At 60.4% G+C, this 26,301-nt stretch carries 20 protein-coding genes; 8 read left to right on the top strand and 12 right to left on the bottom strand.

Annotated features, from left to right (window positions below; all coding sequences use genetic code 11):
• Window positions 1-245 precede the first annotated feature (245 nt).
• Window positions 246-3,686, bottom strand: a complete 3,441-nt coding sequence (locus SH292x_RS01895) for a dockerin type I domain-containing protein (RefSeq protein ID WP_442483883.1) — start codon at window positions 3,684-3,686, stop codon at window positions 246-248.
• 184 nt (window positions 3,687-3,870) lie between these two features.
• Here SH292x_RS01895 and SH292x_RS01890 point away from each other — a divergent pair, with 184 nt between their 5' ends.
• From SH292x_RS01890 to SH292x_RS01875, 4 genes are all read left to right on the top strand, one after another.
• Window positions 3,871-4,401 (top strand): methyltransferase family protein, encoded by a 531-nt coding sequence (locus SH292x_RS01890; protein ID WP_442483882.1) that lies wholly within the window; start codon window positions 3,871-3,873, stop codon window positions 4,399-4,401.
• A gap of 1,375 nt (window positions 4,402-5,776) precedes the next feature.
• Window positions 5,777-6,781 carry an AAA family ATPase gene (locus tag SH292x_RS01885; RefSeq protein ID WP_442483881.1) on the top strand — a complete coding sequence of 335 codons (1,005 nt, stop codon included), beginning with the start codon at window positions 5,777-5,779 and terminating at the stop codon, window positions 6,779-6,781.
• 4 nt (window positions 6,782-6,785) lie between these two features.
• Complete coding sequence (locus tag SH292x_RS01880) at window positions 6,786-8,093, top strand: DUF58 domain-containing protein (protein ID WP_442483880.1); 1,308 nt, start codon at window positions 6,786-6,788, stop codon at window positions 8,091-8,093.
• A 17-nt stretch (window positions 8,094-8,110) separates the two neighbouring features.
• Window positions 8,111-10,042, top strand: coding sequence for a DUF4129 domain-containing protein (locus SH292x_RS01875; RefSeq protein ID WP_442483879.1), 1,932 nt, complete (start codon window positions 8,111-8,113; stop codon window positions 10,040-10,042).
• A gap of 112 nt (window positions 10,043-10,154) precedes the next feature.
• Here SH292x_RS01875 and SH292x_RS01870 read toward each other — a convergent pair whose 3' ends face one another.
• The 5 genes from SH292x_RS01870 to bioF form a co-directional block, all read right to left on the bottom strand.
• Window positions 10,155-11,075, bottom strand: a complete 921-nt coding sequence (locus tag SH292x_RS01870) for a TIGR01777 family oxidoreductase (RefSeq protein ID WP_442483878.1) — start codon at window positions 11,073-11,075, stop codon at window positions 10,155-10,157.
• A 216-nt stretch (window positions 11,076-11,291) separates the two neighbouring features.
• Entirely contained in the window at window positions 11,292-12,248 is a 957-nt protein-coding gene (locus SH292x_RS01865; RefSeq protein ID WP_442483877.1) for a formylglycine-generating enzyme family protein, read from the bottom strand.
• A 228-nt stretch (window positions 12,249-12,476) separates the two neighbouring features.
• Window positions 12,477-13,361 carry a rhomboid family intramembrane serine protease gene (locus SH292x_RS01860; RefSeq protein ID WP_442483876.1) on the bottom strand — a complete coding sequence of 295 codons (885 nt, stop codon included), beginning with the start codon at window positions 13,359-13,361 and terminating at the stop codon, window positions 12,477-12,479.
• Window positions 13,362-13,488: 127 nt separating this feature from the next.
• The gene (locus tag SH292x_RS01855) at window positions 13,489-14,709 is read right to left on the bottom strand and encodes a hypothetical protein (RefSeq protein ID WP_442483875.1); all 1,221 of its coding nucleotides are present in this window, start codon (window positions 14,707-14,709) and stop codon (window positions 13,489-13,491) included.
• Between the two features lie 362 nt (window positions 14,710-15,071).
• Window positions 15,072-16,268: an 8-amino-7-oxononanoate synthase gene (gene bioF, locus SH292x_RS01850; RefSeq protein WP_442483874.1), complete on the bottom strand. Its 1,197-nt coding sequence runs from the start codon at window positions 16,266-16,268 to the stop codon at window positions 15,072-15,074.
• A 399-nt stretch (window positions 16,269-16,667) separates the two neighbouring features.
• Here bioF and SH292x_RS01845 point away from each other — a divergent pair, with 399 nt between their 5' ends.
• From SH292x_RS01845 to SH292x_RS01830, 4 genes are all read left to right on the top strand, one after another.
• Window positions 16,668-17,228 carry a sigma-70 family RNA polymerase sigma factor gene (locus SH292x_RS01845; protein ID WP_442483873.1) on the top strand — a complete coding sequence of 187 codons (561 nt, stop codon included), beginning with the start codon at window positions 16,668-16,670 and terminating at the stop codon, window positions 17,226-17,228.
• A gap of 72 nt (window positions 17,229-17,300) precedes the next feature.
• Entirely contained in the window at window positions 17,301-19,112 is a 1,812-nt protein-coding gene (locus SH292x_RS01840; RefSeq protein WP_442483872.1) for an anti-sigma factor family protein, read from the top strand.
• A gap of 161 nt (window positions 19,113-19,273) precedes the next feature.
• On the top strand, window positions 19,274-19,495 hold the full coding sequence (locus SH292x_RS01835) for a CDGSH iron-sulfur domain-containing protein (RefSeq protein WP_442483871.1): 222 nt from the start codon (window positions 19,274-19,276) through the stop codon (window positions 19,493-19,495).
• 328 nt (window positions 19,496-19,823) lie between these two features.
• Complete coding sequence (locus SH292x_RS01830) at window positions 19,824-20,624, top strand: hypothetical protein (protein ID WP_442483870.1); 801 nt, start codon at window positions 19,824-19,826, stop codon at window positions 20,622-20,624.
• 122 nt (window positions 20,625-20,746) lie between these two features.
• Here SH292x_RS01830 and SH292x_RS01825 read toward each other — a convergent pair whose 3' ends face one another.
• From SH292x_RS01825 to SH292x_RS01800, 6 genes are all read right to left on the bottom strand, one after another.
• Window positions 20,747-21,118 (bottom strand): YidH family protein, encoded by a 372-nt coding sequence (locus tag SH292x_RS01825; protein ID WP_442483869.1) that lies wholly within the window; start codon window positions 21,116-21,118, stop codon window positions 20,747-20,749.
• Between the two features lie 2 nt (window positions 21,119-21,120).
• Entirely contained in the window at window positions 21,121-21,687 is a 567-nt protein-coding gene (locus SH292x_RS01820; protein ID WP_442483868.1) for a GNAT family N-acetyltransferase, read from the bottom strand.
• A gap of 90 nt (window positions 21,688-21,777) precedes the next feature.
• Entirely contained in the window at window positions 21,778-23,652 is a 1,875-nt protein-coding gene (locus tag SH292x_RS01815; RefSeq protein WP_442483867.1) for an ABC transporter ATP-binding protein, read from the bottom strand.
• Between the two features lie 46 nt (window positions 23,653-23,698).
• Complete coding sequence (locus tag SH292x_RS01810) at window positions 23,699-24,076, bottom strand: GxxExxY protein (RefSeq protein ID WP_442485885.1); 378 nt, start codon at window positions 24,074-24,076, stop codon at window positions 23,699-23,701.
• A gap of 101 nt (window positions 24,077-24,177) precedes the next feature.
• Window positions 24,178-25,281 carry an ABC transporter permease gene (locus tag SH292x_RS01805; RefSeq protein ID WP_442483866.1) on the bottom strand — a complete coding sequence of 368 codons (1,104 nt, stop codon included), beginning with the start codon at window positions 25,279-25,281 and terminating at the stop codon, window positions 24,178-24,180.
• A gap of 10 nt (window positions 25,282-25,291) precedes the next feature.
• The gene (locus tag SH292x_RS01800) at window positions 25,292-26,293 is read right to left on the bottom strand and encodes an ABC transporter permease (RefSeq protein ID WP_442483865.1); all 1,002 of its coding nucleotides are present in this window, start codon (window positions 26,291-26,293) and stop codon (window positions 25,292-25,294) included.
• Between the last annotated feature and the right edge of the window lie 8 nt (window positions 26,294-26,301).

The following is a 26,301-nucleotide window of genomic DNA, read 5'->3' as shown; positions in this document are numbered from 1 at the left end:
CGGAACGCCCGACAATCGGAAAACTGTTTGACAGCAAGCGGTTAAATCGCGAAAGCTATTAAGTTTACCCCCCCTGCGTCAACTAACAAAGGACCGCCCCGCAGACTCACCCCAGCGCGCAAACCCACCGAAATCGTTAAAGTTAAACTGGGTAAGGAGTTAGAGCGAATTGAGTCATTAGGTGCGGTAAGCCCAGGGCCGTGAGCAGAAACCGAGGGGGTAGAGACGCGGAACGCGAGCCCCCCTCACTCCCCCCAGGTCGCTCGGCGAAGCCGATGGGGCACCGCCAGTGCCACGCCTGCCATGAGCAGCCAGACCGCCGTTGGTTCGGGCACCAACGCGGTCGGCAACTCGGCAGTTGTCGCCGGCGTGAAGCTTTCACCGAAGCGGGATTTCCAAACCTGGTAGTCCAATTCACTCACCAGCCCATCACCATTGCCATCGCCCTGCGTGAAGGGCTGGACATCCAGTGTCCCCAGATTGTCACGCCACACACTGTAGTCGGCGAGGTTCACCACTCCGTCGCTATTGAAGTCGCCCGGCAGAACGGCGACTAGCGAGAAGTTGACTCCCGTCTCAAACAGATCATCGAATGCCGAACTGCTCGCTCGCAGGAGAAAATCAAAACTCGATCCGTCGGCGAAGGTTCCGGTCAGGGTTCGATTGCGCGTCGTCATGAGTAGCGGCGCGCCTTGGGACATGGTGCCCGTCAAATCGACACCATTGAGCGCAAACTCAGTCCCGTAGAGAACCACCGTCGACCCTCGGCGCGCGAGGAATCGATTCGTGAAGGTTCCCCCGCTGATCGCGATCTCGCTCTGCTCGTTCGCATTAAATGGTCCCTCGAACTCGCCGCCGGTGATAAACCATTCGCTGCGAGTGTAGGCATGCGCATCCCTCTCTACCGACCCGCCAGTCACGGTCACTCTGCTGACGGCTGTTTGAACGCTACCAACGGCCCCACCCGAAATGGTGAGGTGCGAGTCGAGCTCGACCTGTAGCAATCCGTTCACGCTACCGCCGTCGATTGTTGCTTGCCCTCCTTGCAGGCGAAGTCCACCATTCAGAGTACCAGCCGACATCACAAATCGACCATCTTTGGATACTCGCGTGCTGCCGACAGTTCCGCCGTTGACGGTTAGCACGCTGCCATTGGCGAGTTCGATATCGTTGGCGATGGAACCACTGTCGAGCACCAGCTGCGCTCCGTCGAATAGATCGAGCCCTTCGCCAACCGTGCCGTTATGAACGTGAACGCTCGAATTCACGACTTCAAAGTCTTTGCCTACCACACCGCCGTTCACTTGGACTTCAGCATCGGGAGCGACCGAGAAGTGGTCGCCGATCGTCCCTCCACTCGTCACCACCAGCGTTTGCCCCGATCGCAAGCCTTTGGGGGCCACATCAGAAGGAACCCGAATTATCGCCGCACCAACTGCCGGCAAGTCCGTCACCTGCAGCTCCACCGTATTTAGATCGAACTGATCTCCATCGAGTGCATTGAAGATAAAAGGGGTGCCATCAGCGAGTATGCCAGAAAACGTGGTACCCCAAATGGGTGCCGGGGCCCAGACGGAAGGCATCATCAGTGTGTCGCCGGGCGAGTCGAGGCCCTCGATCAAGTGGCCATTCAAGCGAAACTCCCCTCCTTGGATCAACAGCTTCGAACCTTTGTTAACGTCGATGCCATCGCCGATCGCTCCGCCGGCGAACGTGAATTGGCCACTCCCGACAGAAAGGCTTTCACCGATCACGCCCCCGGTCAACTCGATTTGACTGGCACCGCTCGTGTTCATGTCCGCTCCAACGGTTCCCCCTGAAATTTCGACCCGGGCATTGTCGAACGCCCTGAATCGGTCGCCGACGGAGCCGCCGCTAATCCGGAAAGTGCTATTCTGTCCGGCTTCGGCCAATCCAGCCTGCCGTCCTCCGGAAATAGTGACTACGCCCGTTCCCAAAGCTCGAAGTTTACTGACGCTTCCTCCCTCAATCACGAGCTCGCCGCCATCCAGCACTTGGCTGTCGCCCGAGATACTTCCTCCCGTAATCGTCACTCGGCAATTGTCAGGGATGTCGATGCCCTTGAAGAGCACTCCGTCGCTGACGAGCATTTCGCTCTCAGGCTGTAGGGTGACGGTTCCTGAAAACCTTAAGCCGGCAACATGGACGTAGCTTCCGGCATGCGCCGTCAGGCGTTCGGTGAGCGATCCCCCGTTCAGTGTCACGTGACTTCCCAACAACGCATCGAAGCCACTGTCGAAGACTCCGCCATTGACCGTTACGTTCGCTCCCAGCGCCTCGAAGTTCTGGCCTACCGTTCCGCCATCGATCACCACGGTGCTGCCCCACAGCGCGGTAAAGTGGTTTCCCAATGAACCTCCGTCCGACAGGATAAGGGTCTCGCCTTCGCGAACTCCGTTGGGTGCATCGACGTCGGGCACGTTGATCGGTGTGTCGGAACGACTAGGTAGCGCAGCCACCTGTAGCCTAAGAGCGCCGGGACCGAAGCGACCAGCCGTCGGCGTCGCGGTTTGGAAGGCAATGGGACTTCCGTCGGCCAGGGTCCCGCTGAGCGTCGCGCCGTCGGGCACGTCGAAATTTAGCGCGTCTCCAACGCTTTCCAGTCCAAGGATCGGCTCTCCGTCGATTCGAAACTCCCCCCCTACGAGCGTCAATTGACTCCCGGTAGCGGCGCGCAATCCCTCACCTAGGATCCCACCGGAGATAATACCAACGCTCCCAGGGTCGAGGTACAAACCTCTGTCAATCTCGCCGCCAGAGATCTCTAGCTGGCTTCCTGCAAACACTCGGGCATAGGAACCAATGGCCCCACCGCGAATCACCAGATCCGTGCCGATCACGCTAAAACTCGCCCCAACCTGACCACCATTGATCTCCACTTGCGAACCCCAGCCCGCGAAGAAACTCGACGGCAGCACTCCCCCCTCGTCGACGATCAGGGTTTGGCCCTCTCGAACCCCCGCGGGCGTTGCATCGGTCGGTAGCGTAATCACTCCGGGAGTGACCTCCGGCAACGTCGCCGCTTCAAGGGTCAGCGTCGCGGCCCAATTGTAGAAGCGAGTGGAAATGAGCGGCGTTCCATCGAGCAGCGTCCCACTTAGCACTACTCCCGAAGGAACTTGAAGCGCCACGGTTGCACCCGGCGAGTCGAGTCCCGCGATCGGCACTCCATTCAGGCGAAAGTCCCCTCCGATGATCCGCGAGTTGCTCCCCGGCATGGCCTGAGCATCCACGCCAATGCGTCCGCCCGACAGCGTAAGATTGCTTCCTGAACTCATGAGGAAGTCCTCCAACGTTCCTCCTGTGATGGTGACGGTGCTACCAGCGTGCCCATAAAGATCGCGACCAATGGTTCCGCCGGAAATGTTGACGACTCCACCGTTGTAGATTTCGAGTCCCGTTCCGACGGTCCCACCCGTCACATTCAATTCCACGTTGGAATTAACAACATTCGAAGTGCCCACGCGAAAGTTCTTACCAATCGATCCCCCCTCGCCGAGATTCACCTGCGTACCCGACAGGACCCATTTGTTGTCGGCAATGTTTGGATCGGGGGGCAGATTCACGACGGTGGTAAACTGACCTTCCACGCGATCGCCCACAACGATCATCGCTAGCGTTACCCAAACCGCGCTCAGTAGGGACTTCCATCGCAACGTGATCATAGTGAACCAGAAGAAAGTAAAATTGAGTTGCCGCGTCACGGGCTAGGGCACACCAACTATGTACCCTACATCCCACCTAGGGTAGTTGATCGCCCGACTTGGAACAACTCACTCTTTCACCCCAATCAGCCCCTATGGATAGCGCGACGCGTGTACGCTTGCCGCCATCCACCCACACCGCGTCATGATCCCCCAACACTACTTCCGCCAGGCTCCGCCTGCTTCCGACGCCTGGAACTTGTGGAAGACGTTCCTGCAGTCACTTGCCTTCTGGGGTGTGTTTCTCCTGCTGTTGCCGCTCGGACTTCGCTGGATCGAGCAGGCTATCGGTTTGGACGCGTTTCATTTCCGAGGCCAATGGCTCGTCGCGATCGCACTCTTCGTTGCCGCGAGCGCGCTCAACATCTCCACCGCTGTGACGATGGCCGTACGAGGACAAGGAACTCCACTACCCACCGACTGCCCGCGTAATCTTGTCATCACCGGGCCTTACCGCTGGGTACGCAACCCGATGGCGATCGCTGGCCTCACGCAGGGGCTCGCCGTGGGGGTCGCTCTCGGATCGTGGTTTATGCCAATCGCGGTACTCACTGGCGGCCTCCTGTGGAACTACTACGTCCGCCCGGTCGAAGAACAGCACCTCACCGAACTCCACGGCGACGCCTACCGCGAGTACCAATCCCAAGTCGACTGCTGGCTGCCGAGATGGTTCTGATCCAACAGGAGGTTCAAGTTCGCCATCCGGCGTCCCGTCAATTCCTTGTCCATCCGGCGCGACCCAGCCGCAGAGCGGCGACAGCGCATAGCCTGTGGCGCAAGCCCCTGGTTGGGTGTACAACACGCGATCGTTAGCCGCGGAGCGGCGGCAGCGAAACAACGATCTGATGGTGCCATGAAAATCATGTCATTCTGAGGGAGCCTAAGCGACCGAAGAATCTCGCCCCTGAGCAAACCCCCACAACATGACAATCGCCCGTCGCTCTTTCTCACGCAAAGTCGCCAAGGCGCAAAGAGCGTGAAGAACTCCAAGCCGCAAACCACCACCAAATCTTATTAGCGAAGATTAGCGCCGATTAGTGTTCCCCCCTCATTGTCTTCTTTGCGCCACTGCGCCTTTACGTGAGAAACTCTCCTGAGTTAGGCATTCACCCTAACTCCCTCCGGTCGCTGACGCTCACCGGCTCGCCATCTTTCCTACTTTTCACCTCCGCCAAACTATTTTCGACAAAATGTCCACGCGTACACATAGGCTATTGACAAACGTGTGTACATCCGCTATAATGCAACCCGTTCGTCGTACGCGAAAGCGCACGGTGAGAGACTGATCGTGACCCGCCGTCGTTTGGTACCAAGAAATTCATGAATTCTCGACGGGGCTATCACAAAGGGAAACCCTTCGCGGCGGTACCAATCAATCTCTCTCTGCGCGCCCGTGGGGCGAGGTGAAATAAACGATGCCTGCCGGCAAACACGCGTTACCGGTTACCCCATCCAAGTTCCACCCCGCCCAACCGCCCGACGGGATCCCGTCACTTTTTTTTTCAATAGCTGTAGGCTATAAGCCATTGGCCGTAGGCCGTATCAAGCTCCGCGCCGATACGGCAATTCACGGTTGACCTTCTCCTCTCACCTAACCACTCGTCACCCACCCCCTAGCCACGAAGTGGCGCGCTTCGACAGCCCAGGACGAAGTCCTGGGAACTCGTTGCCGACAACGACGTTAGTCCCAAAGGGACGCGCTATCCGTACGCACGAAGGTGAGTTAGCGCGCTCTTTCAGAGCTAACAATTAAAACTACCACCCCTAACCAGGGCTGCGCCCTGGCCTATCAAAGCGCGCTCCTTCGGAGCGCCTTAGCGTCTTTGCGTGAGGCGTTAATGCCGCTCGGCCTACCGAAAACCATCGAGGACATTTTCATAAGTTCAACGTCGAAATCGCCGGGTCGGCGCGGAGCTTGACCCGGCCTACGCGCGATCGCGGTAGGCAGGGTTTCACCCATGCCACACGTTGATCCCCGGAAATTGTTTTCCCCCACCATGGCGAATGGTTATGCTAGGGAGGGACTTAAAAGCTCGGGACGGGAGGGCAAGGTGAGTGACAAACCAACTACGGCGGTCGACATCGGAGCGATCAGCCGTAAGATCATTACCAACGTCGAGCAGGTGGTCGTTGGCAAGCGGCAGCAGATCATCAAGGTGCTGGTCGCTTGGTTCTGCGAAGGCCACGTACTGCTCGAAGATGTTCCCGGCGTCGCCAAAACGATGCTCGCCCGCGCGTTTGCCGCGAGCATGGGTTGCACGTTCAAACGAGTGCAGTGCACGCCCGACTTATTGCCGACCGACATCACCGGCGGGTCGATCTTCAATCAGAAGTTGAGCGAGTTCGAGTTCCGGCCCGGACCGCTCTTCGCACAGCTAGTGCTGGCCGACGAGATCAATCGCGCGACGCCTCGCACGCAAGCCGCGCTACTCGAAGCGATGGCCGAGGCGTCGGTGACCATCGATGGCACGACGCACACGCTGACGCCACCGTTTCTGATTATCGCCACCCAGAACCCCGTGGACCACGAAGGAACCTTCCCGCTACCCGAAGCGCAGCTCGATCGGTTCCTCATTAAACTCTCGCTCGGCTATCCTACGCGGGACGAAGAATCGCAGATGCTCGAAATGCTCAAACGCCAGCATCCCTTGGCGTCGCTTAAACCCGTGGCGACCGCTGAGCAACTCGTCGCCTGCCAGCGTGCGATTCGAACCGTGCACGTGGACGAGAAGATTCGCAAGTACATCACCAATCTGGTTCACGCCACGCGCGAGCACCATGACCTGGCGCTGGGCGCAAGCCCGCGGGCGTCGATCGCGCTCTATCGCACCTCACAAGCGATCGCGGCGATCCGCGGTCGCAACTACGTAGAGCCCGACGACGTGAAACACATCCTGCCCTCCGTACTTTTGCATCGGTTGATCTTGAAACCCGAAAGTCGACTTCAGAACGTGAAGCTCGACGAGATCCTGGTCGACATCGTCGACGAGACGGAAGTGCCCATGATCGAACCACCTCGCGCCCGTGCCGCCACGGCCAGCCCGGGGGGAGATTGATCCAATGCGATGGATCGTCGGGGCAATACTGCTGTTGGTGGTGGCCGTCATCTTTCGATTGGGGCTCCTGGCTTACAGCATGTACGCCCTGCTGGCGGCGATCGCCCTGAGTCGGTACTTGGCCAATCGCTGGTCGAGCGACCTCGAGGCCAAACGGACGATGAACGCCACGCAGGTCGGCGTCGGTGCGAAGGTCGCCGTCGTGGTGACCGTCGACAATCGCGGCAAAGTGCCGGTGCCCTGGATGCTGCTTGAGGACTTACTGCCACGACAAGCGCTCATCCATTCGCCACCGCCACTCGAGGTCGCGGGGCAACGGCTGCAACTAGTGTCGTTTCGCAGCCAAGGAACCAAGACCATCCTGTATCAGATGAAGTGCAACCGACGTGGGTACTATCAAATCGGCCCGCTAATTGCCGAGACGGGCGACGTTTTCGGGCTGTATCGCCGGTTCCGCGTGCTCAGCGATCCGAGTTTCCTGACGGTGCTGCCCGAGGTCGTACCCCTCACCGGTTTCGACATCGCTTCGCGGCGACCGATTGGCGAAGTGCTGATGTCGTACCAATTGTTCGAAGACCCCACACGCATCCGCGGCGTTCGCGAGTACCGCGCGGGCGATCCGCTCAATCGTATTCACTGGAAGGCCACGGCCCGCACCGGCACGCTGCATAGCAAAGTGTACGAACCTTCGACCGTGGCGGGCGTGACGATCCTGCTCGACTTTCATCACGAGGCGTTCGACCGAGCCGACGAGCCGGTGCGTTCGGAGCTCGCCGTGACGGCCACGGCTTCGATCGCCGCGGCGGTGTGTGAAATGGGGCAACAAGTAGGACTCTGCACGAATGGGCGTGACGCCGCCGATCGCATCCGCACCGAGGGTTGGACTCACCAGCGGCTACGCTCTCGGCGTGATGCCCAGGCCGCCGGCATGCGTGACCGCAGCGATCGACTCCGCCCCGTGGTAGTACCGACCGAGCGAGGCGATGTGCAGCTCCAACGGATCCTCGAAACGCTCGCCCGCGTCGAAAAAAGCGATGGCCTCAACTTCCCGCAATTGGTGATGGAATCGGCCGCCCGTCTGCCTCGAAGCGCGACGGTCGTCGCCATGCTGTCGATCGTCACCCCGCAGCATGCCATCGCGCTCAGCAATTTGCGAAAACGCGGCTTCGCGGTAACCGCGATTGTCAACACCTACGACGAGTACCGGTACGCGGAGCTTGCCGCTCCGCTCGTGGCGGAACGCATCGAAGTGCGACAACTGAAGAACCGCGAAGCGATCGCCGACCTCTGCAACAAGTGCATGATACATTGATCGCAAATGGTGCATTGATGACAAAACGACTTTACATGACGAGCGCCGACTACCTGGCCATTGCGGTCAGTCCAGCGCTGATCATGCTGTTGGTCGGCAGCCTGGTGTTCTTCCTGCTCGAGGTGGTGTACGTCGGCGAGTACCAGGCGCGGCTGAACTACGTCTTTGCGCTCTTCGTGTTCGCTACGGTGCTCGTGGGGCGTATCTCGATCGAGATGGGCTCGGAGCGCGCCGCCATGTACAGCGTTCCGCTCGCGCTGGCGACGTTCGTCGTATTGCAGAAATTCGTCGAGCACCCCAGTGTCTTCAGTCCACTAATCAACATCGTGCTCATCGCCGTGGTGTGGTGGTGCGCGCACCGTTTGACGTGGGACTGCACGCTGATCGACGACAGCGTCGACGCGTCGGGCGAGGGGCTCATGCAGCTCGCTGGTGTGGACGACACGGAGGGGGACACGGCACTCGCTCCGCCCCAGCGGAACCAACTGCTGCCCGGCGAGTCGCTACCGAACTTTTGGCAGCGAATGTTCTCCTTCGAAACCGGTCCGCACGCGCCGGGGCTGTGGGTGCTGTACTTCTCGCTCGCGGCGCTCCCCATCTTTGGCATCGGGCAAGGATTCATCCCCGCTTCCGACACCGCCAGCCGGCGCTATGTGTTCGTGCTGTTGTTTGTCTACGTTGCGTCTGGACTGCTTCTGCTGGTGACCACCAGCTTCCTCGGCTTCCGCCGCTACTTACGGCAACGCGGCGTCGACATGCCAAACCCGATGGCTATGACTTGGGTCGCGGTGGGCGCCGTGGTGACCGCGATCGTGCTGCTCGTGACCACGTTGCTTCCGCGGCCGAGCGCCGAGTTTTCGTTGGCCCAAGCTCCGTGGCAAGCTAAATCGCCCGATGGACTCACTTCGTCACGATACGGCCGTGGAACCGATGGCGCTGAAGGCGAAGAGCCCTCCACCGAGTCCGTCACGACTACCGACCAGAATGCCCCCACCGGAGACACCACGTCTGATGACCAAACTGGTCGGCCTCCCGGAGAGTCGTCCGAAGAGGGAACGCAGCAGAGCGACAGAGGGGAACACACGAAGCCGGACCAGTCGGGCGAGCAAGGCCAGTCTGGTGGCGAGAGCGATTCAGGGGAGCGGAGCGAGCAGGATCCATCGCAAGACTCTGACCAGGGTGGAACACCCGGCGAACAAGCAAGCAGGTCGCCTGAGGAGAATAGCAACGGCGAACGTGTTTCGCAAGCGAATGAGCAGCAGGAGAACAGAGAGCCATCGCAATCGGCGGAAAACTCGGAGGAGTCGCCTGACGCCGAGGGCGATCCCTCTTCGGAACCACAAAGTGTGCAGCCACCCGAGCACGCAGCCCAGCCGCCTCAGAACATTGCCGAAACGATGTCGAACATCGCCGGTGGCATCGCGGGGTTGATCAAGTGGTTGTTCTACGTCGTGCTTGCGCTGGTGTGTGCGTTTCTACTGTGGAAGTACCGCCAGGAATTGCTCGCCGCTGCGCGAGACATGTGGCGAGATTTGAAAGCGTTTCTGGCCCGACTGTTCGGTCGCGAGACGACAGATTCTCCTTCCGAGAACGAATCGGCCGCACCCCTCTCACCCCGCAAACGCTTCCGCGACTTTCGCAATCCGTTCGCTGGCGACACTTATCGCAAAGTGCCACCCGCCGAGTTGGTTCGCTATACGTTCGAAGCGTTCGAAGCGTGGGCAGCCGATCGTGGCCAGCCACGCCGTGCCGATCAAACGCCGCAGGAGTTCGTCGAGTCGGTCGCTGCAGAGCGAGTGGAGAACAACGAATCGATGAGGGCGCTGTGCCGACTCTATGGCCGCGTTGCCTATGGCGACGGCAAGATCTCGGCGAGCGACATCAAGGATCTGCAGACGGTGTGGAGTTGGATGAGCGCGTCGGGCGAGGTGCTGGTGGTGACCGAGTAGCGATGAAAGCGATGATAAGAGGAGGCGACTGTCGTGCGACGAGGAGAGCTCCCCTCAAGAGTTTGGATCACCACGGCCCTAACGGGCCCCGCTCGCTTGGAGGTTAAAGAATTTACTCCCCAAGCTCCGCTTTCAGTGCCGTGTGGATATCGGGGCACCGAAACACAAAGCCTTCGGACTCGAGTCGCGCGGGAAGGATCTTCGCACCACCCAGCAGCATCTCTTCGGCCATCTCGCGCCCCGCAAGCATGCGAACGGCGAACGCGGGTGTCTTGATCACCGTTGGACGATGCACCGCTTCGCCCAACGCTTTGGTGAAATCCAGGTTGGTCACCGGCTTGGGGGCGGTTGCGTTCACCGCGCCGTGGAGCGGATCGTGGTCGAGCGTGAACTGAATCGCGGCCACCACGTCTACTAGCGAAATCCAGCTCATGTACTGCTCGCCGGTACCGAGCACGCCACCTGCTCCAATACGAAACGGCGTGAGCATCTTGGCGAGCGCTCCACCTTCGGTGCTCAGCACCACACCGATGCGCATCTGACAAACACGAATGCCGGCTTCCCACGCGGGCTGCGTCGCGGCTTCCCAGTCGCGGCACAAGTCGGCGAGAAAGCCCGTGCCACCGGGGGACGTTTCGGTGAGCACTTCGTTGCCACGCACGCCGTAGTAACCGATGGCCGACGCATTGACGTGCACGCGAGGCTTGTTGCTCAACTCGGCGAGCGTCTGGCACAGCAGCCGCGTGCTCTGCACCCGACTGTCGCGAAGCTGCTTCTTGAATTCGGGGGTCCAGCGATGTTCGGCGATGCCCACACCACCAAGGTGCACCGTGGCATCCACGCCTTCGAGCGCCGCGGCGTCGATCTCGCCTCGCGCGGGATCCCAGAAAATCTCGCGGTCGGGACGCTTCACCGGACGGCGCACCAACTGCTTCACCGTGTGGCCATCGCTTTCGAGCGCTGCCATCAGCGCCTTGCCAATCAGGCCCGAAGCGCCGCCGAGGACAATGGTTTGCGAAGGATGATTGATCATGATCGGCCCGTGGGTTCGTCGCGGCGAGTGGATTGGCGAGCGACTGGAATCGGGACGCCTGCACGTGCCAGTATAAGCAGTCGGCGCACGACGCCAAGCCGAGATGCCCGCAGCAACTACTCAATGACCAAGATTGCGGGGGGGCTCCGCCAACTTATCTTATGTGGGAGTGCTCTGGAGAGCCCGATTGGAGCGGATTGTGCTCAATCCAATCGCTTAATCAGTCACGCACCGAAACCCCACGTTGCTCGCGGTGTGATGCGGCGGAGCGTGGCCACGAGCCGCCACGGAGAGCTCGCTATTCGTACCACCGGTGCTCAGCCACGAGCCACCACGCAGCACCCTCGCGCGTCCGTTGTCGGGTCCCTTCGGATTGCGACGTGGGCTCGCGTAGTAGTAATCCGCCGCGTACCAATCGCTGCACCAGCACCACGCGTTGCCAGTCATGTCGTACAGTCCAAATCGATTCGGCGGGAACCTACCGACCGGCGCGAGGCCTCGAAAGCCGTCGAGCCCGCGGTCTTCTTGCGGAAACCGACCCTGCCAGAAGTTCGCCACCCGGCGCTCGGAGTCCATGTCGTTGCCCCACGCGTACTCGTTATCGATCAACCCACCACGAGCGGCCACTTCATACTCGGCCTCGGTCGGAAGCCGCTTCCCCGTCCAGGTGGCGTACGCGACGGCGTCGTCCCAACTCACGTGCACCACGGGGAGGTCGCCGCGATCCGCCAGCGTGCTGAGCGTTCCCTCAGGCGACTTCCACGACGCGCCATCGACTTCGAGCCATTGGCGGCGCTCACGATCGAACACCAGCGACGACCCGCGCTGTTCGGCAGTCGTGACGTAGCTCGTTTGTTTGGCGAACGTCGCAAACTCGTCGTTCGTCACCGGTTTCGCATCAATCCAAAACGTGTCGAGTTCCACTTCGTGCGCGGGCTGACGATCGCCTCGGCTGCTGGTGGAACTCCCCACCAGCGCCGCGCCAGCGGGAATGCGAACCATCCCATCGCGCTCGGCAATCGGCGGCGGACCCGACTCACTCGTGAACTCGACGCCGCTAGGTGGAATGTAAGCGTACCAACTCAAGAGCGCGTACTTGGCCGCCATGAACACCCCGAACGGCAAAGGTGCCACGAGCAGCACAAGGACGATTTGCCAGAAGCGGGATTGCATAGGATGGTAGTCGGATTCGCCAGAACTCGGACGTCGTTCAGCAATAGATCAAGTCGTTTTTTGGCCACAGATCCACACCGATGAAACACGGATGCAGAAAACTAGGATTACACTCGATTCACCGCCATCAATCCTCCGTGAAGATCCGTGTGCATCTGTGGCTAGATCTTAACGGCGAATCTCGAAGGGCGCACCACTGGTCATTGGGAATTCGTCATTGGTCATTCTCTACCGTCTTTTGTCCTGGTAGTACTTGCTCAGCTTCTGCAGTTCGCGTTTCTCGCTGCTGGTGAGGCTTTCCTGCCCACCCGTGGCAACTTTGCCCAGTAGTTCATCGAGTCGATCCTCTTTGCGCTGGTCGTTATCACTCGGACGATGTACTCGAAGCGGGGGCTTGCGTTTGAAGCTCGGCATCTTGCTTGGCAGATAGGACGTCAATCGGATGCCTGATTTCCAATACAGGAATGCAAACAGGAAGCCGCCAAGGTGGGCCGCGTACGCAACGTTGTCGTCGGGGCTACGTCCCATGGCACCAAAGATGTCCATAGCAATCAACACGGCTCCGACGATCCACGCCTTGGCAGGGAAGATGCCGAACACCAGCAACGTGACGTTGGGAAAGTTAATCACGAAGAGCAACAAGATCGCCGAAATTGCGCCCGAGGCACCCAAAGAGGATGGCCCAAGTCCATCGAACCTAGCACCCGATTCGATGACAACCGCCAAGCACCATACCAGCGAGGAGAAAACGATTCCAACTAGGTAAATCGCAAGGTACTCGCGCGAACCATAGCGTTCCTCGACGGAGCGGCCCAAGAAGAACAGCACCAGCATGTTGAAGATGATGTGCTTGAGATCGTTGACGCTATGCAGGAATCCCGCCGTTAGCAACTCGAACACACGCCACGGCTCGCGGTACCAGCCCGCGTGATTGGCAAAAAGTTCAGTGAACCAAGGGCCCGCCAGAAGCTGCACGACGTAGACGGCCACGGTAAAGAGGATGATCTTCACGGTCATCGACTGCACGCCACCGAAGTGGAACCCAGGCTGGTCGTTGTAGCCGTACTGGTCGCCGTTGCCGTATCGTCCGTAGTCGCGGTCGTTGATGCCCATCGAAAGGTCGCCATGGAAAGATTGCTAGCACGCACAGAGCCCACGGCCAATGCTGGTCGTGGCGTGCTACCATATCTTACGGCACCCGCGGCATAAAGAGCAGCCGCGCGGCTTAGGGGCCAAAAAACTACGGAGTTTCGAAGCCCAATTCAGCGGCGAGCTCGCTGTTCTGCTTCAACAGGTCGGTGAGCAAGGCCCGGGCGTTGGCGAGCTGGGTCTCGACCTGCGCCCGATGGGCGTCGATCGCCTGGCGGTCGCGGGCCGTGCCGGCGGCGTCGCCCTTCAGATCGGTCTGCTCCGACTCTCGGATGGCTTGCACTTTCTTCGCGCTCACCAGGGCCTTATCGAGTTGCTTGTTGTCCTCGGCCAGGGCGTTGTGGTCGGCTTCCATTTGCGTGTACCGCTTCGACATCTCCTGGAAGATCAGGTTGTAGTCGCGCAGGTTCCGCCAGAACTTGAACTGCGTGGTCGCGTCCCAAGCATCGGGCTTCAAGAGCTCGCCGTCCGCGTTAAAGCCACGGCGGTGGTAGTCGTCGTCGCCGGGCTGCGCGGGCTGACCATGACGAAGGTAGTCGTCCACCGAATCGGCGGGGAGCCACTGACGGAGTTGCTCCTCCGTGGCCCCGGCGAGAATCTGCAACACGCCATCGGGGTACTGATCGATCGGCATGTTCTCATACAGCACCCATGGTGGCTGTGTTCCCTTCAGGCGTTCGATTGAACGCTGATCGAACTGCGACGAGGGCTGCACTTGAATCGTATCTTCGGTGGCGTTGGTCACACGGAACTCACCAACGTACTGCGGACCGCGCTGGCCTTGGGCGACGGGATCGCCTTGTTCGAAAGCGTAGATAATCGCGCCCTGGGCAATGCCATGTGGCTTGGGGGCAGGAATGCGAAGCGTGACGGTCAGTGTGCCAGCGTCGAGCGCCTGCGTTTCAACATCACGCCACATCCGACCCCGCGCACGTGTGACCATGCCGAGCTCGTGCTGCAGGTCGCGGACGCTTCGCATCCGCGGTGTGTCCTCTTCGCTATCGGTTCGCTCCATCACGACGGGGACTTCGTCGGCTTCGAGCGAGGCGATGATGCCGGGGTTCTCGGTACCGAACTCAAGGGCCTCGACTTCGGGTTCGAGATTCGCGATGGTCTTGACGTTCTGGTTGTAGACGGGGCCATACACTTCGCGAATGCGAAACACCTCGGCCGCGAGAATCAGGAACGCAAGGCTCAGCAGGAACACGGTCTCGGTCAACAACACGTGCGACCAGTGCCAGAACTTCGAACAGAAGTAGCAGGCCACGAACGAGCCAAGCAGCAACAGGCCCAATACAGTGAGAAAGATCATCGACTACGAACCTTGCTGCAAAGTGGCGACGCCGGCGGCGGGAGCTACGATTTCGGGACGGGGCAAACGTTTAAAATGGGCAATTTGCCTCTATCGATCATAAATACGCAGCCCGCGAGGGTCAACTAAACCGCTCCGGGTACAACGGTCGTAAATCCCGCCCCCGCCGGCAGTTAGGGCCCGAGAGCCGGCAAAATCGGCAGAATTGGGCCATGGTACCCGAGGAGCGCCGCAGTCCCAGTCATTCTGAGGGAGCCCCAGCGACCGAAGAATCTCGTCCCTGAGTAAGCCTGAGAAGAATGGCAAACGAGATCCTTCAGTCGCCTAGGCTCCTTCAGGATAACACGATGGGGAAAGCCCCATCAGGATGACACTCCGCGACCAATCGGATTCTTCCCCAGCGCCTCGACCAATCGCCCGACCTGCTCCTCGGTGTGAAGCCAGCTCAGGCTGATCCGTAGCCGCGACGAGTCCTCGGCGACCGTCGGCGGGCGGATCGCGGGGACGTAGAGACCCGCCTCGCGTAGCTTGCCAGCGAGGGCGAGCGTTTTGTCGGCGTCCCCCACTACCACGGGGATCACCTGACTCGTCGAGTCAGCAATGTCCCAGCCGCGCTCGACGAGTTGTTCGCGGAGCATCGCGGCGTGCGTGAGTAGTTCGGTCCGGCGGAAGGGTTCGTCGCGGACGATATCGAGTGCCGCGATCGCCGCGGCAGCCGAAGCCGCCATGCCCGCCGTGCTGAAGACATAGCTTCGCGCGGAGTTGGCTAGCCACTCAATAAGTTCATTCGGTCCTACCACGAACCCACCACACGCACCGAGCGCCTTACTAAGCGTGCCGACGCGAATGGTGGCTTGTTGTTCGAGTTGCGGCGCGGTTGCGGAGAAGTGTTCGACGAGTCCCCTACCCTCCGCCCCCCACACTCCTGTGGCGTGCGCTTCGTCGACCAAGAGCATGGCGTTGTATCTATCGGCGAGCTGGCCAATCTCCACCAGTGGCGCGACATCGCCATCCATGCTGAACAGCGAATCGGTGACGATCAACCGCCGGCGACAGTGCGAGGTCTCAATTAGTAGTCGCTCAAGCGCCGCGACATCGCAATGGGGATAAATGAATCGCTCGGCCTTTGAAAGCCGGCAGCCATCGATCAAGCTCGCATGGTTCACGGCGTCGGACAGCACGGCGTCCCCTTCGCCGACGAGCGCTGGAATGATCCCCGCGTTCGCCGCGAAGCCCGAAGGGAACACGAGCGCCGACTCGGTGTGCTCGAACTCGGCGAGTCGTCGTTCGAGTTCGGCATGCACCCGGCTGCGACCGCTCACGATCGGACTCGCCCCGCTACCACTGCCATCGCTCCCGAGCACGCGCGCGGCAGCCTCGGCCAGTCGCGGATCGGCGGCGAGGCCCAGGTAGTCGTTAGCCCCGAAGTTCACCATCCGCTGGCCATCGATTGCCACCTCGGCCGCCTGGCACGACTCGCGCACCGTCCGCCGCCGCCGGAGGCTCTGCAGGTCGAGTCGCGCGAGCGCGCCCTTTAGCCAGTGGAGGGAAGAATGCATGAGGAAGGGGGGAAGGCGGAATTCGGAAGGGGGAATAGCAAGGTGGATTGTAAGCCAACCGGTCACACGATTGCAGGATTGCTGTTCCATGCAATTGCCCCGAAGGGGCCGCACATGTCAGCCCAGGGGAAGAGAGGCGAGGAACGAGCCGACCGCCGCCCTGGGGGCAAATTTGATGGCGGTGGTTGTGGGAACATTTATTGAGGCTCGTGCGTACTCTCGGGTGTAGGGGAATTGCGCGCGTGGGGTGCCGGTTTTGCTCGCGGTGGTTTGACTTGCGGGCGAGATTGGGAGAAAAATGGTACCTCCCGTGGTTTTTCGCGCATTTCCGCAGTCAGTTGGGCGGAACTTATCCCCCGTGGCTAGCGTCAAATACTCGAACATCGGACGTAACGGACCTTGGCTAGCGAACACTCCGACGCCGATTGCATTGCCCGAGCCCGGAAGGGGGAGCGCGGGGCGTTTGACGAGTTGGTGCTGCGTTATCAGGATCGACTCTACAATACCCTGTCCCGCCTGATGGGTTCGGACGACGATGCACTCGACATCGCGCAGGACGCGTTCGTGCAAGCGTACGTGAAGCTCGATTCGTTCAAGGAAACTGCCGCGTTCTATACTTGGCTGTACCGCATTGCGTTCAACCTGGCGATGAGCGAAGGACGCAAGCGGCGGCCACTGACGATTATGGACCACGACGATAGCACTCGCGGAATGGAACCGACGGGGCTCGACCAGTCTCCTAGCCAAACGCTGGAGACGGCCGAGCGGGTTGCCGGCGTGCAAGCAGCCATCGCCGAACTGGCCGACGAACACCGCCACGTGGTGGTGCTGCGAGAATTGGAAGGTTGCGACTACGAACAAATTGCCGAAATACTCGATATACCCATAGGCACCGTGCGAAGCCGACTGTTTCGCGCACGTGCTTGTTTGAAAGAGAAACTAGCAACGATGGTGGACTAGCAACTCGCTTGCATATCCTCCGGTCGCTTACGCTCCCGGCTCGCCTTATTTCCAACGACTGAATCCCCACCTGTGTCCCACTCTCCTATCCAACCTGACGACGAGCTGCTGAGCGCCTATATCGATGGCGAACTCACGGCGGACGAGTTGCGCGCCGTCGAGGAGTGGCTGGCGAGCGATCCGGAAGCGCGGGCGCTGGTCGAAGAATTGCGTGGCGTTTCCAGTGCGGTGCAAGCGTTGCCTCGTGCGTCGGTGCCGGCCGAATGGACGGCAAAGTTAGCGGAGCGATTGGACGACGCTCGAGGCAACACGGCTCCTGCCACTCCCCATCACGAGTCCAATGGTCACGGCGATGCGATGCCTTCGCTGCCGTTTGGCCGTTCGTCGCGCGGATGGTGGTGGTCGGCAGCGGCGATTGCCGCGGCCGTGGCGATCATGATGATGGTGCCCCGCGAGCCCGACCAAATGGTCGCCAAAAACTCGCCGCTCGCGAAAGCTCCAGCGCGAGGTGGTGAGATCGTCATGGCGGCTCCCGACGCCGCGAACGCACCCAAGCCCGACAATGCCACGGTCGGCTCGACGTTCGATGCACCCACGCGTGGTGAAGCCGCCGAAGGCGAAGGCCTTGATGCACTCGCGATGGAGTCGTCACCCGCGCCGGCAACGGCAGCGGCTCCGACGCCCGAATCGACGCCCGAGGCCGCGGATTTCGCCAGCGTCGCCGAGGCCCCGCCAGCTCCGGCCGCGGAGGTTCCAGCTCCCGCTGCGGACACCATGATGGCCGAAGCAGTGGCGCCCGCCGAAAACACGTACCTGATCGTGTGGTGCGACGTGCCACCCGAGTCGCTTCGCGAGAAAGAAATCAACACTCTGCTAACGGGCAACGGCATCGTTGTCGACGAGACAACCGACACGTGGCTCGCCGCGGCGGAACCCGTGCGTCAGCAGATCGAGCTACGCAACTCGGTCAACTACCAAAGCAACAACGCGCCGACCGTGGCGCGGGGCGCTGAGGCGCCAGCACCGGAAATTGCTTCGAGCCGGTTTGCAGTGCCCGACACCGAAAGGGACTTCCGAAGTCGCGAACCGCTCACTCGCGGCGGCGAAGAGGAGACCTACGACGCCCCCATGGCCGACACGCTCGCCGACGCGAACCAGCGCTCGCTCGAGGGCGAAACGATCTTGGTCGACGCCACCGCCGATCAAATCGCGGGCTGCCTGGCTGCCATGCAACAGGATCCGAGTAACTTCCAGTCGATTACCATCGAACCGGTGAGCGAGCTCGCGATTCAGCAGCAGCTGTCGATGCAGCGCTCGATGGCGGCTCCCCTGGTTGCTCAAAACGAGCAACAAGCGGCGCAAGAGGCAGCGCCACTCAGTCGGCAAGCGGACAACGAGTTCGCCGAGAAGCTTGCTGAGGAGTCGCGGATGCAAATGCAACAGCAAGCGCGTGGCGGCGACGTCGACGATACTCAGCAACGCGCGAACTACGTCGAGCGGGCACAGGCTCGGCGGCTCGCGCGGCCCGAAGACTGGTACTTCTACAACACGGCTCCCAAGGAGGCGGCGCAGGGGTATCGTTTGCCGATGCTGGAGTCGAAGGATGGCAAGGTGCTGTCGAAGAGCGAGTACGCTTCCGCCGACAAGAAGCAGCAGCTTGCGGAACTCAATCGCTACGTCACACAGACGCCTCAGCAACAGATAGCGGGTCAAGTTGCCAACGCACCGCTCGGCGAGAAGCAACCGGTGCAAGTGCTGTTCGTGCTTCGGAATTCCCAGCTCCCCGATCCCGTGGCGGCAGCCTCTGGCCGCGCGATCGAACCGGCTGCGGAACCCACGGTCATCGAGCCAGCCCCCGCAGCCGCGCCTGCGGAGTCGCGTTAGTGCGGGCTCTGACATCTGGGCCGCGGTAGGATGGTCGCGCGGTTGCAGGTGCTCTACATTGTGGATGGTGGTAGCCTCTTTGCTTGCCACTCGCCAACGGAAGCCGCGCCAATGCACTCGGCTTCCATCCGCCAACATCCAACGCTGGAGACACCTCTCTCATGGCCGACGTCAAAATCCGCATGCGTCCCAATGGTCCGTTCGTCGTCGAAGGGCCGTTTGAACTAACCGACTCCGAAGGCAACAAGTTCATCATCCCCGCCGACAAGCCAGCGATCGCGCTGTGTCGTTGCGGTGAATCTTCGCGACGCCCGTTTTGCGATGGCGCGCACAAAGGGTGCGGCTTCGACTCCGACGAAAAAGCGCCTGTGGTGACTGAATAGCTTGCGCCCCATAGCCCCGCCCAAACCTGGGCGGGGTCGTGGGGGCGGGGCTCGATTTCATTGTTAAACTCTGACGGCTGGCGCGGTATCGACATCTTTTCCACGCGCGCGAGGGGCCCTCGCAACTTCAATGTTTTTGCTGCGATCGCGATATTAACGATTGATTCGCACGTATCGTGACGCCTCGAAATTTCTCGAACGAAGTTGATTGCAAACTCCTGTGCGCCGGCTTCCGGGGCGTGTTAGAATCGCCGCCCCGCGGGTAACGAGTGGCGTTGTCCGCGGTGCGTTTGACTCGAAACATTCTCGCCCGCGTGCAGGAGGCAACATGTCCCAGGCCGATCCCCCCATTACCGATAACCTCTCGATCCCCGGCCAGGTCGACGACGCCTCGCGTGCCTTCGTTGGCAAGTGGCACACCCTGGTCAGTACTACCAACTGGGAGAAGGGTCGCATCATTGGCGAGTGGCGTGCTGCGAAGCAGGCCGCTGGCGAAGAAGTGAGCGAGTACTCCGACGAAGCGTGGGCCGCGATGGTAGGTGAAGTCACCAGCCAGCACGTTGGCCGGCTTCGCCGCGTGTTCGATCGCTTCGGCGAAGTGTACGACGGCTACGCTGGTTTGTACTGGAGTCACTTCCACGCCGCGCTCGATTGGGAAGATGCAGAACTGTGGCTCGAAGGTGCCTTGCAAAAAGGTTGGTCGATCTCGCAGATGCGAAAGGCCCGCGATAAGGCGCACGGCAAGTCCGACGACGACACGAACGTGTCGACCTCCATCATGACCAAAGCCGAACATGACGCTGCGAATGGTGTCGAGCTCGCCGCGGTGGCCGATCCTGACGACGACGAGTATCCCGAAACCGACAGCCCCGAACGGAGCGAATCGGATTCGGAGTCGAGCGAGTACAGCGAACTCGACGAGATGCCCGCCGCCCCCAAGAGCACAGCCCCCAAGACCCGTCCGTTCGAATCGCTCAAGGAACTGCCGGACGACCTGGCCGATGCGTTCGAAGCGATGAAGCTGGCGATCCTTGCTCACAAACTGTCGAAGTGGGACGAGGTCTCCCGCGAAGACGTCGTGGCCTCGCTCGAGGCGCTCAAGGCGCTGGCGATGGCTCCTTCGGAGTGAGTGGAAGACTTCCGATAGCACTTCACACCGCTGACGAACGTCGATGGCTTCCTTAATGGTGAAGCCTGGCGTTTGTCAGCGGTTTTTTTTCGCGCAATAAGCGGTGGCGGCCTTACAGACTACTACTGCCCCACCACACTCGCCGCGAGATAGATCGCAAGTGCCGCGCCGGAGATGGCGATGAGTGCAGAGACCCAGAGTCCTAAGGCGGGCCATTGGCTGGTGGGTGGGAACGAGCCGCGGAACTCGCGGACGAACTGGCGGTGCTGGATGGCGGCGAGGACGACCATGATCGTGCCGAGCACGACGAACGCGATGCCGATGACGCTGGACGCCACGGGGTGACTTCCCATCTCGCCGCGCACCATTCGCAGGAACATGCCGAACCTTGCAACAAGAAACCCAAGCCCCATCACCGTAATGCCGGTGCGGAGCCAGGCGAGCATTGTCCGCTCGGCGGCGAAGTAGACACGGGGGTCGTTCGATTCGTCCATGCTTAGGCTCCTTCGTTTTGCAACCAACGCTCGCGCGACAGTCGGTAGACCACGTGCTCTTTCAGCGGACTGTCGTCCGGGACGAGCGGGTGGTCGAACTTCTCGCCATCGTGCTGCATACCCAGCCGCTGCATCACACGCTGCGACCGGACGTTGATCGTCGCGGTGAACGAGACGATCTCTTCCAACTCCAGTTGCTCGAATCCGACACGCAGCGCGGCTCGCGCGGCTTCCGTAGCGTATCCCTTCCCCCAATACTCGGGAAGCATCCGCCAACCGATCTCGACGCAGGGGCTGACTGGCAAACTGGCGTCGGGACGATTGAGTCCGACGAAGCCGATGAATGGCGCAACGCCCCGCAGTTCAACCGCCCAGAACCCCCAGCCTTGGTTGATGATGCGCTGCCGATACTTCTCGGCTTGAACGTCGCTCTCCTCGCGGCCGAGGCACTTGGGAAAGAACTCCATCGCCACCGAACTGGCACTCAACTTGGCGAACGCATCGAAATCGTCGTCACGCCACTGACGCAAGAGGAGTCGGTCGGTGGTAGGTTCGATCAGGGGCATCATGCTTTGCGCGGAATGCTTGTAGCCGGATTCGCAAGAATTCGGGGCTGCACCTTGAGTCGCCCGAATTCTTGCGAATCCGGCTACGATGAATTAATTCCCGCTGCGAAGTTTATCGCGTGCCACTTTCAACTCGCGGATGTGCTCGATGCTATCTCGCGGCGTGGCTTCGATCAACTTGCGAGTGTAATCCTGCTTGGGCATCGCGTAGATGTTATCGCTGGGTCCGAACTCGACGATCTTGCCCTCGTTCATCACGGCCATCATATCGGCCATGAACTTCACCACGGACAAGTCGTGGCTGATGAAAATGTAGGTCAAGTCGCGAACTTCCTGAAGCTTCTTAAGCAGATTTAGCACCTGGGCCTGCACCGACACGTCGAGCGCCGAGACCGACTCGTCGCAGATGATGAAGTCGGGCTCGACGGCGAGCGCCCTGGCGATCGAGATGCGCTGCCGCTGCCCACCGCTGAACTCGTGCGGGTAGCGCCGCAGGTGTTCGGGCTTCATGTCGACTTCTTCCAAGAGCGCGGCGGCCTTGTCGCGGCGTTCGGCTTTGTTCTTCGCAAGGCCGTGGATGATCATCGGCTCGGTGAGCGTCGACTCGATGGTCATGCGCGGATTGAGCGATCCGTACGGATCCTGAAAGATGATCTGCATCCGCCGCCGCATCGCCCGCATGGCGTCGGAACCGAGCGACAGCACCTCACGCCCGTCGTACAGCACTCGGCCACCCGTGGCGTCGACGAGTCGCAATAGCGCGCGGCCTGTGGTGGTCTTCCCACAACCGCTTTCGCCGACAAGACCGAGCGTCTGCCCGCGGTAAACATTGAAGCTGATGCCATCGACGGCCTTGACGTGCCCCACGACGCGTGAGAACACCCCCTTGCGCACCGGGAAGTGAACCTGGAGGTCGTGCACTTCGAGCAGTGGCTTCTCGTCATCGGGCACCATCGTCGAGTCGGGCGAATGATGCCCTTCTTCCCACGGATGGCCCATCGCTTCGAGTTCGGCACGAGGATGCAGCAGACGACCTCGGCCGTGCGTCATCAACTCATTGAGTCGCACGTCGTCGAGTTTTTTCTCGATGATCTCGACGTCGGGACCCTCGGGCGTGTCGATAGTCCGCGTTTCCATGAAGTCGCTCACCGTTGGCAGCAAGCGGTACTTCGTGTCGAGCCGCGGCCGGCAAGCCAATAGGCCCTTGGTGTAAGGATGCTGTGGGTTCTCAAAGATTTGCAGCACGTCGCCGTACTCGACCATCTTGCCGCGATACATCACGAGCACGTCGTCTGCGATCTCGGCAATGACGCCCAGGTCGTGGGTGATGAACAGGATGCTCATGCCACGCGTATCGCGTAGCCGGCGAAGGATGTCGAGGATCTGCGCCTGGATCGTGACGTCGAGCGCAGTGGTGGGCTCGTCGGCGATGAGCAGCTGCGGGTTGCAGGAGAGCGCCATGGCGATCATCACACGCTGCTTCTGCCCGCCCGACATCTGATGCGGGTAATAATCGACGCGTGACTCGGGGTCGGGAATGCCAACTTCGCGAAACAGGTCGACGGTCTTCTCGCGGGCCTCGGCCTTAGAGACTTTCTGATGCAGCACGATCGCCTCGGCCACCTGATCGCCCACCGTGAACACGGGGTTGAGCGAGGTCATCGGCTCCTGAAAGATCATGCTGATGTCTTTGCCACGAATCTGGCGCATCTCGGGCTCGGGCAGTTTGACGAGGTCCTTGCCAAGGAACGAGATGCTGCCCGTCTCGATCTCGGCGGTCGACGCGAGTAGCTGCATGATCGAGAGCGACGTGACGCTCTTGCCCGACCCGCTTTCGCCGACGATGCCGAGCGTTCGCCCGCGCTCGATGCGAAACGAAATATCATCCACCGCCCGCACAGTCCCTTCCTCGGTGTGGAAGTAGGTGCGAAGGTCGCGGATGTCGATGACGGGGGCTGTAGAGGTCATTCAAGATGGCCACAAAAAGGATGAAAATGCACGAAAAGGAAACTGGCTACGGGGTCAGTAGATACTTCTTGATGTATAGCTTTTCGGCGCCGAAGTTAATTAACAGGCCTGTTTCGATCTTGGAGGTGCGGAGGTAACCGAGTAGCTGTGCGACGTGCTCGTTGACAACGGCTCTTGCTGCCTTGAGTTCGACAATGAGCTGGTGGTCGATGAACAGGTCTGCAAAGTAGTCACCGACGATGGTGCCATCCTCATCATACACTGCGAGTGGGTATTGCTGCTCGACGTGTAATCCAAGCTTTCGGAGTCGATTCGCCAATGAGTTTTCATACACCTTCTCCAGATGCCCACTTCGAAAGTACCGGTGCATCGCAAAGCTCGTCTCCCGAACCACATCACACAATGCGTTTACCTCACCAAACATCGGATGCCCATACATTGCATACCCCCTTCAATAAACTCGCCTTGCAATCAATCCTTTTTGTGTCTTTTCATCCTTTTTGTGGCTATCTGATCGTGGCTATCTCACGCGTCGCTTCGCAACCTCGGGTCCGTGGCTTCCTGTAGGCCTTCGCCGATTAGGTTGTAGGCGAGTACCGTGAGGAAGATCGCCATGCCGGGGAAGAAGATGAGCCACCAGGTTTGTTCGATGGTCGATCGGCCTTCGCGGAGGACGCTGCCCCAGCTTGCGCCGGACGACGAGGTGCTAACGCCAAGTAGCGCGAGGCCGCTCTCGATGAGAATGGCTGCCGCAATACCGAACGTGATGGGGACCAACACGGGGGCGAGGCCATTACGGAGGATGTGCTTGAAGATGATGCGGAACTGCCCTGCCCCGAGGCTCTTGGCGGCCATCACGTAGTCGGCTTCTTTCAGGCGGAGAAACTCCGCGCGGGTGAGCCGTGCAATGTCGGTCCAGCGCGTAAAACCAATCACGGCCATGATGAGCCAGATGGTCGGGTTGGGGACGATAGCGATGCACGCGAGGATCAGTGCCAACGACGGAATGCAGAGCACCACTTCGATGATGCGGCTGATAACGATGTCGATCCACCCGCCGAAGTATCCCGCGAGCGCACCGCTGACGATGCCGATCGAAGCCGCGATGCCCATTGATACGAATCCGACGAGCAGCGCGATCCGCGTGCCATGAACCATCATGGCGAAGACGTCGATACCCTGCTGGTTGGTCCCGAACAAATTATTCCAACTTGGCTTGCCATCCGCGCCGATCGGATTGGCGGGCTGATCGGGCCATTCGTTGGCCATCACGCGACGCGTGGGGTCCTGGAACACCAGGGGCCAGATGACCCAACTGTCGGGATCCTTTTCCTTGAACTTCTCGGGCGTAAATCGCTTGCGGAAGCGATCCTTCATGAAGATGGGATTCTCCCACCCTGCGTTGAAGTACCCCATCGCCGGAAAGTAGAGATGGCCTTTGTACTTGCAGACAATGGGTTTGGTCCCCGCGATGGCGGGAGCGAATATCGCCACCAGCGCCAGGAACGCCACGAACGCGAGGGCGAGCATCGCCGTCGGACGGCGACGGAAACGCGACCACGTCTCCTGCCAGAAGCCGGGGGACTTCGGCAGTTTGCTCTTCTCGATGGTGGGCGTTGCTTGCGTCATTGCGAAAAATTTACTTGTACGTCACTCGCGGATCGACCACCGCGTACAGGATGTCGGCGAGCAATTGCCCAGCGAGCGTGAGCACGCTGAACATGAGGGTCAGACCCATGATGGTGGGATAATCCCGTTCGCTGAGCGACTCGAAGAACAACGTCCCCATGCCGGGCCAGCTAAAGATCATCTCCAGCAGAATGGCACCACTCAACAGGCTAGGAAGAGTGAGGCCAATGAGTGTGACCAGGGGAATCAGTGTGTTGCGAAAGGCGTGCTTGACCAGGATGGACCGTTCGCCGAGCCCTTTGGCCTTTGCCGTGCGGATGTAATCCTGACGGATCACTTCCTGCATGTTCGACTTGATGAATCGCGAATAGTAAGCGAGCGATCCGTACGTAAAACAGATCACCGGCATCAGCGCGTGTAAAAAGATGTCCCACGCCTGCCCGAACACCGACATCTCGGCGTGCCCGACCGCCGTGATTCCACGCAGCGGGAGCCACCCCAGCTTCACTGCGAAAATGATCTGCAAGTACAGCGCGGCGACGAACGACGGGAGCGAGTAGAGCATGTAGAGCACGATGCTCGTCGACTTGACCGCGACCGTTTGGTCGCGAGCCGTCATCCATAGTCCCAGCGGAATGGAAAGCAGGTAGGTGAGGACGAGCGAAGAGAGCGTGAGGATCAGCGTGTTGCCGATTCGCTCGCCGATGAGCGTAGCGACGGGCTGCTTGCGAGAAATGCTGCGGCCCAAGTCAAACTTTGGCCGCATTCCGTCAAACGACGCCAGCTTTCCGATCCAGTCCAAGTAGCCCAGGTACCACGGCTTGTCGAGACCGTAGGCCTTTTCGAGCCGCTTGATGTCGGCCTCGCTCATTTGCATGCTGGGGTCGGCCACCGCTTGGTTGAGCGTGAGCGGCGTGCCCGGCATGAAGCGGATGAGGGCGTAGACCAAGAAGGTGATGAGCACCAAGGTCAGCGCGCCCAACAGCAATCGGCGGATGATGTAATGAATCATGGCGTCGT

The organism is Aeoliella fuhlenseeensis (genome assembly GCF_052161615.1).
In the GTDB taxonomy this organism is placed as follows: Bacteria; Planctomycetota; Planctomycetia; order Pirellulales; family Lacipirellulaceae; genus Aeoliella.
This window is presented reverse-complemented; position numbering and strand designations above follow the sequence as displayed.

What these genes read in the sequence shown, in the direction of transcription:
- SH292x_RS01895 (WP_442483883.1), bottom strand. Translation starts at nt 3,686, where the DNA reads ATGATCACGTTGCGATGGAAGTCCCTACTGAGCGCGGTTTGGGTAACG.
- SH292x_RS01890 (WP_442483882.1), top strand. Translation starts at nt 3,871, where the DNA reads ATGATCCCCCAACACTACTTCCGCCAGGCTCCGCCTGCTTCCGACGCC.
- SH292x_RS01880 (WP_442483880.1), top strand. Translation starts at nt 6,786, where the DNA reads ATGCGATGGATCGTCGGGGCAATACTGCTGTTGGTGGTGGCCGTCATC.
- SH292x_RS01875 (WP_442483879.1), top strand. Translation starts at nt 8,111, where the DNA reads ATGACAAAACGACTTTACATGACGAGCGCCGACTACCTGGCCATTGCG.
- SH292x_RS01870 (WP_442483878.1), bottom strand. Translation starts at nt 11,075, where the DNA reads ATGATCAATCATCCTTCGCAAACCATTGTCCTCGGCGGCGCTTCGGGC.
- SH292x_RS01865 (WP_442483877.1), bottom strand. Translation starts at nt 12,248, where the DNA reads ATGCAATCCCGCTTCTGGCAAATCGTCCTTGTGCTGCTCGTGGCACCT.
- SH292x_RS01860 (WP_442483876.1), bottom strand. Translation starts at nt 13,361, where the DNA reads ATGGGCATCAACGACCGCGACTACGGACGATACGGCAACGGCGACCAG.
- SH292x_RS01855 (WP_442483875.1), bottom strand. Translation starts at nt 14,709, where the DNA reads ATGATCTTTCTCACTGTATTGGGCCTGTTGCTGCTTGGCTCGTTCGTG.
- bioF (WP_442483874.1), bottom strand. Translation starts at nt 16,268, where the DNA reads ATGCATTCTTCCCTCCACTGGCTAAAGGGCGCGCTCGCGCGACTCGAC.
- SH292x_RS01835 (WP_442483871.1), top strand. Translation starts at nt 19,274, where the DNA reads ATGGCCGACGTCAAAATCCGCATGCGTCCCAATGGTCCGTTCGTCGTC.
- SH292x_RS01830 (WP_442483870.1), top strand. Translation starts at nt 19,824, where the DNA reads ATGTCCCAGGCCGATCCCCCCATTACCGATAACCTCTCGATCCCCGGC.
- SH292x_RS01825 (WP_442483869.1), bottom strand. Translation starts at nt 21,118, where the DNA reads ATGGACGAATCGAACGACCCCCGTGTCTACTTCGCCGCCGAGCGGACA.
- SH292x_RS01820 (WP_442483868.1), bottom strand. Translation starts at nt 21,687, where the DNA reads ATGATGCCCCTGATCGAACCTACCACCGACCGACTCCTCTTGCGTCAG.
- SH292x_RS01815 (WP_442483867.1), bottom strand. Translation starts at nt 23,652, where the DNA reads ATGACCTCTACAGCCCCCGTCATCGACATCCGCGACCTTCGCACCTAC.
- SH292x_RS01810 (WP_442485885.1), bottom strand. Translation starts at nt 24,076, where the DNA reads ATGTTTGGTGAGGTAAACGCATTGTGTGATGTGGTTCGGGAGACGAGC.
- SH292x_RS01805 (WP_442483866.1), bottom strand. Translation starts at nt 25,281, where the DNA reads ATGACGCAAGCAACGCCCACCATCGAGAAGAGCAAACTGCCGAAGTCC.
- SH292x_RS01800 (WP_442483865.1), bottom strand. Translation starts at nt 26,293, where the DNA reads ATGATTCATTACATCATCCGCCGATTGCTGTTGGGCGCGCTGACCTTG.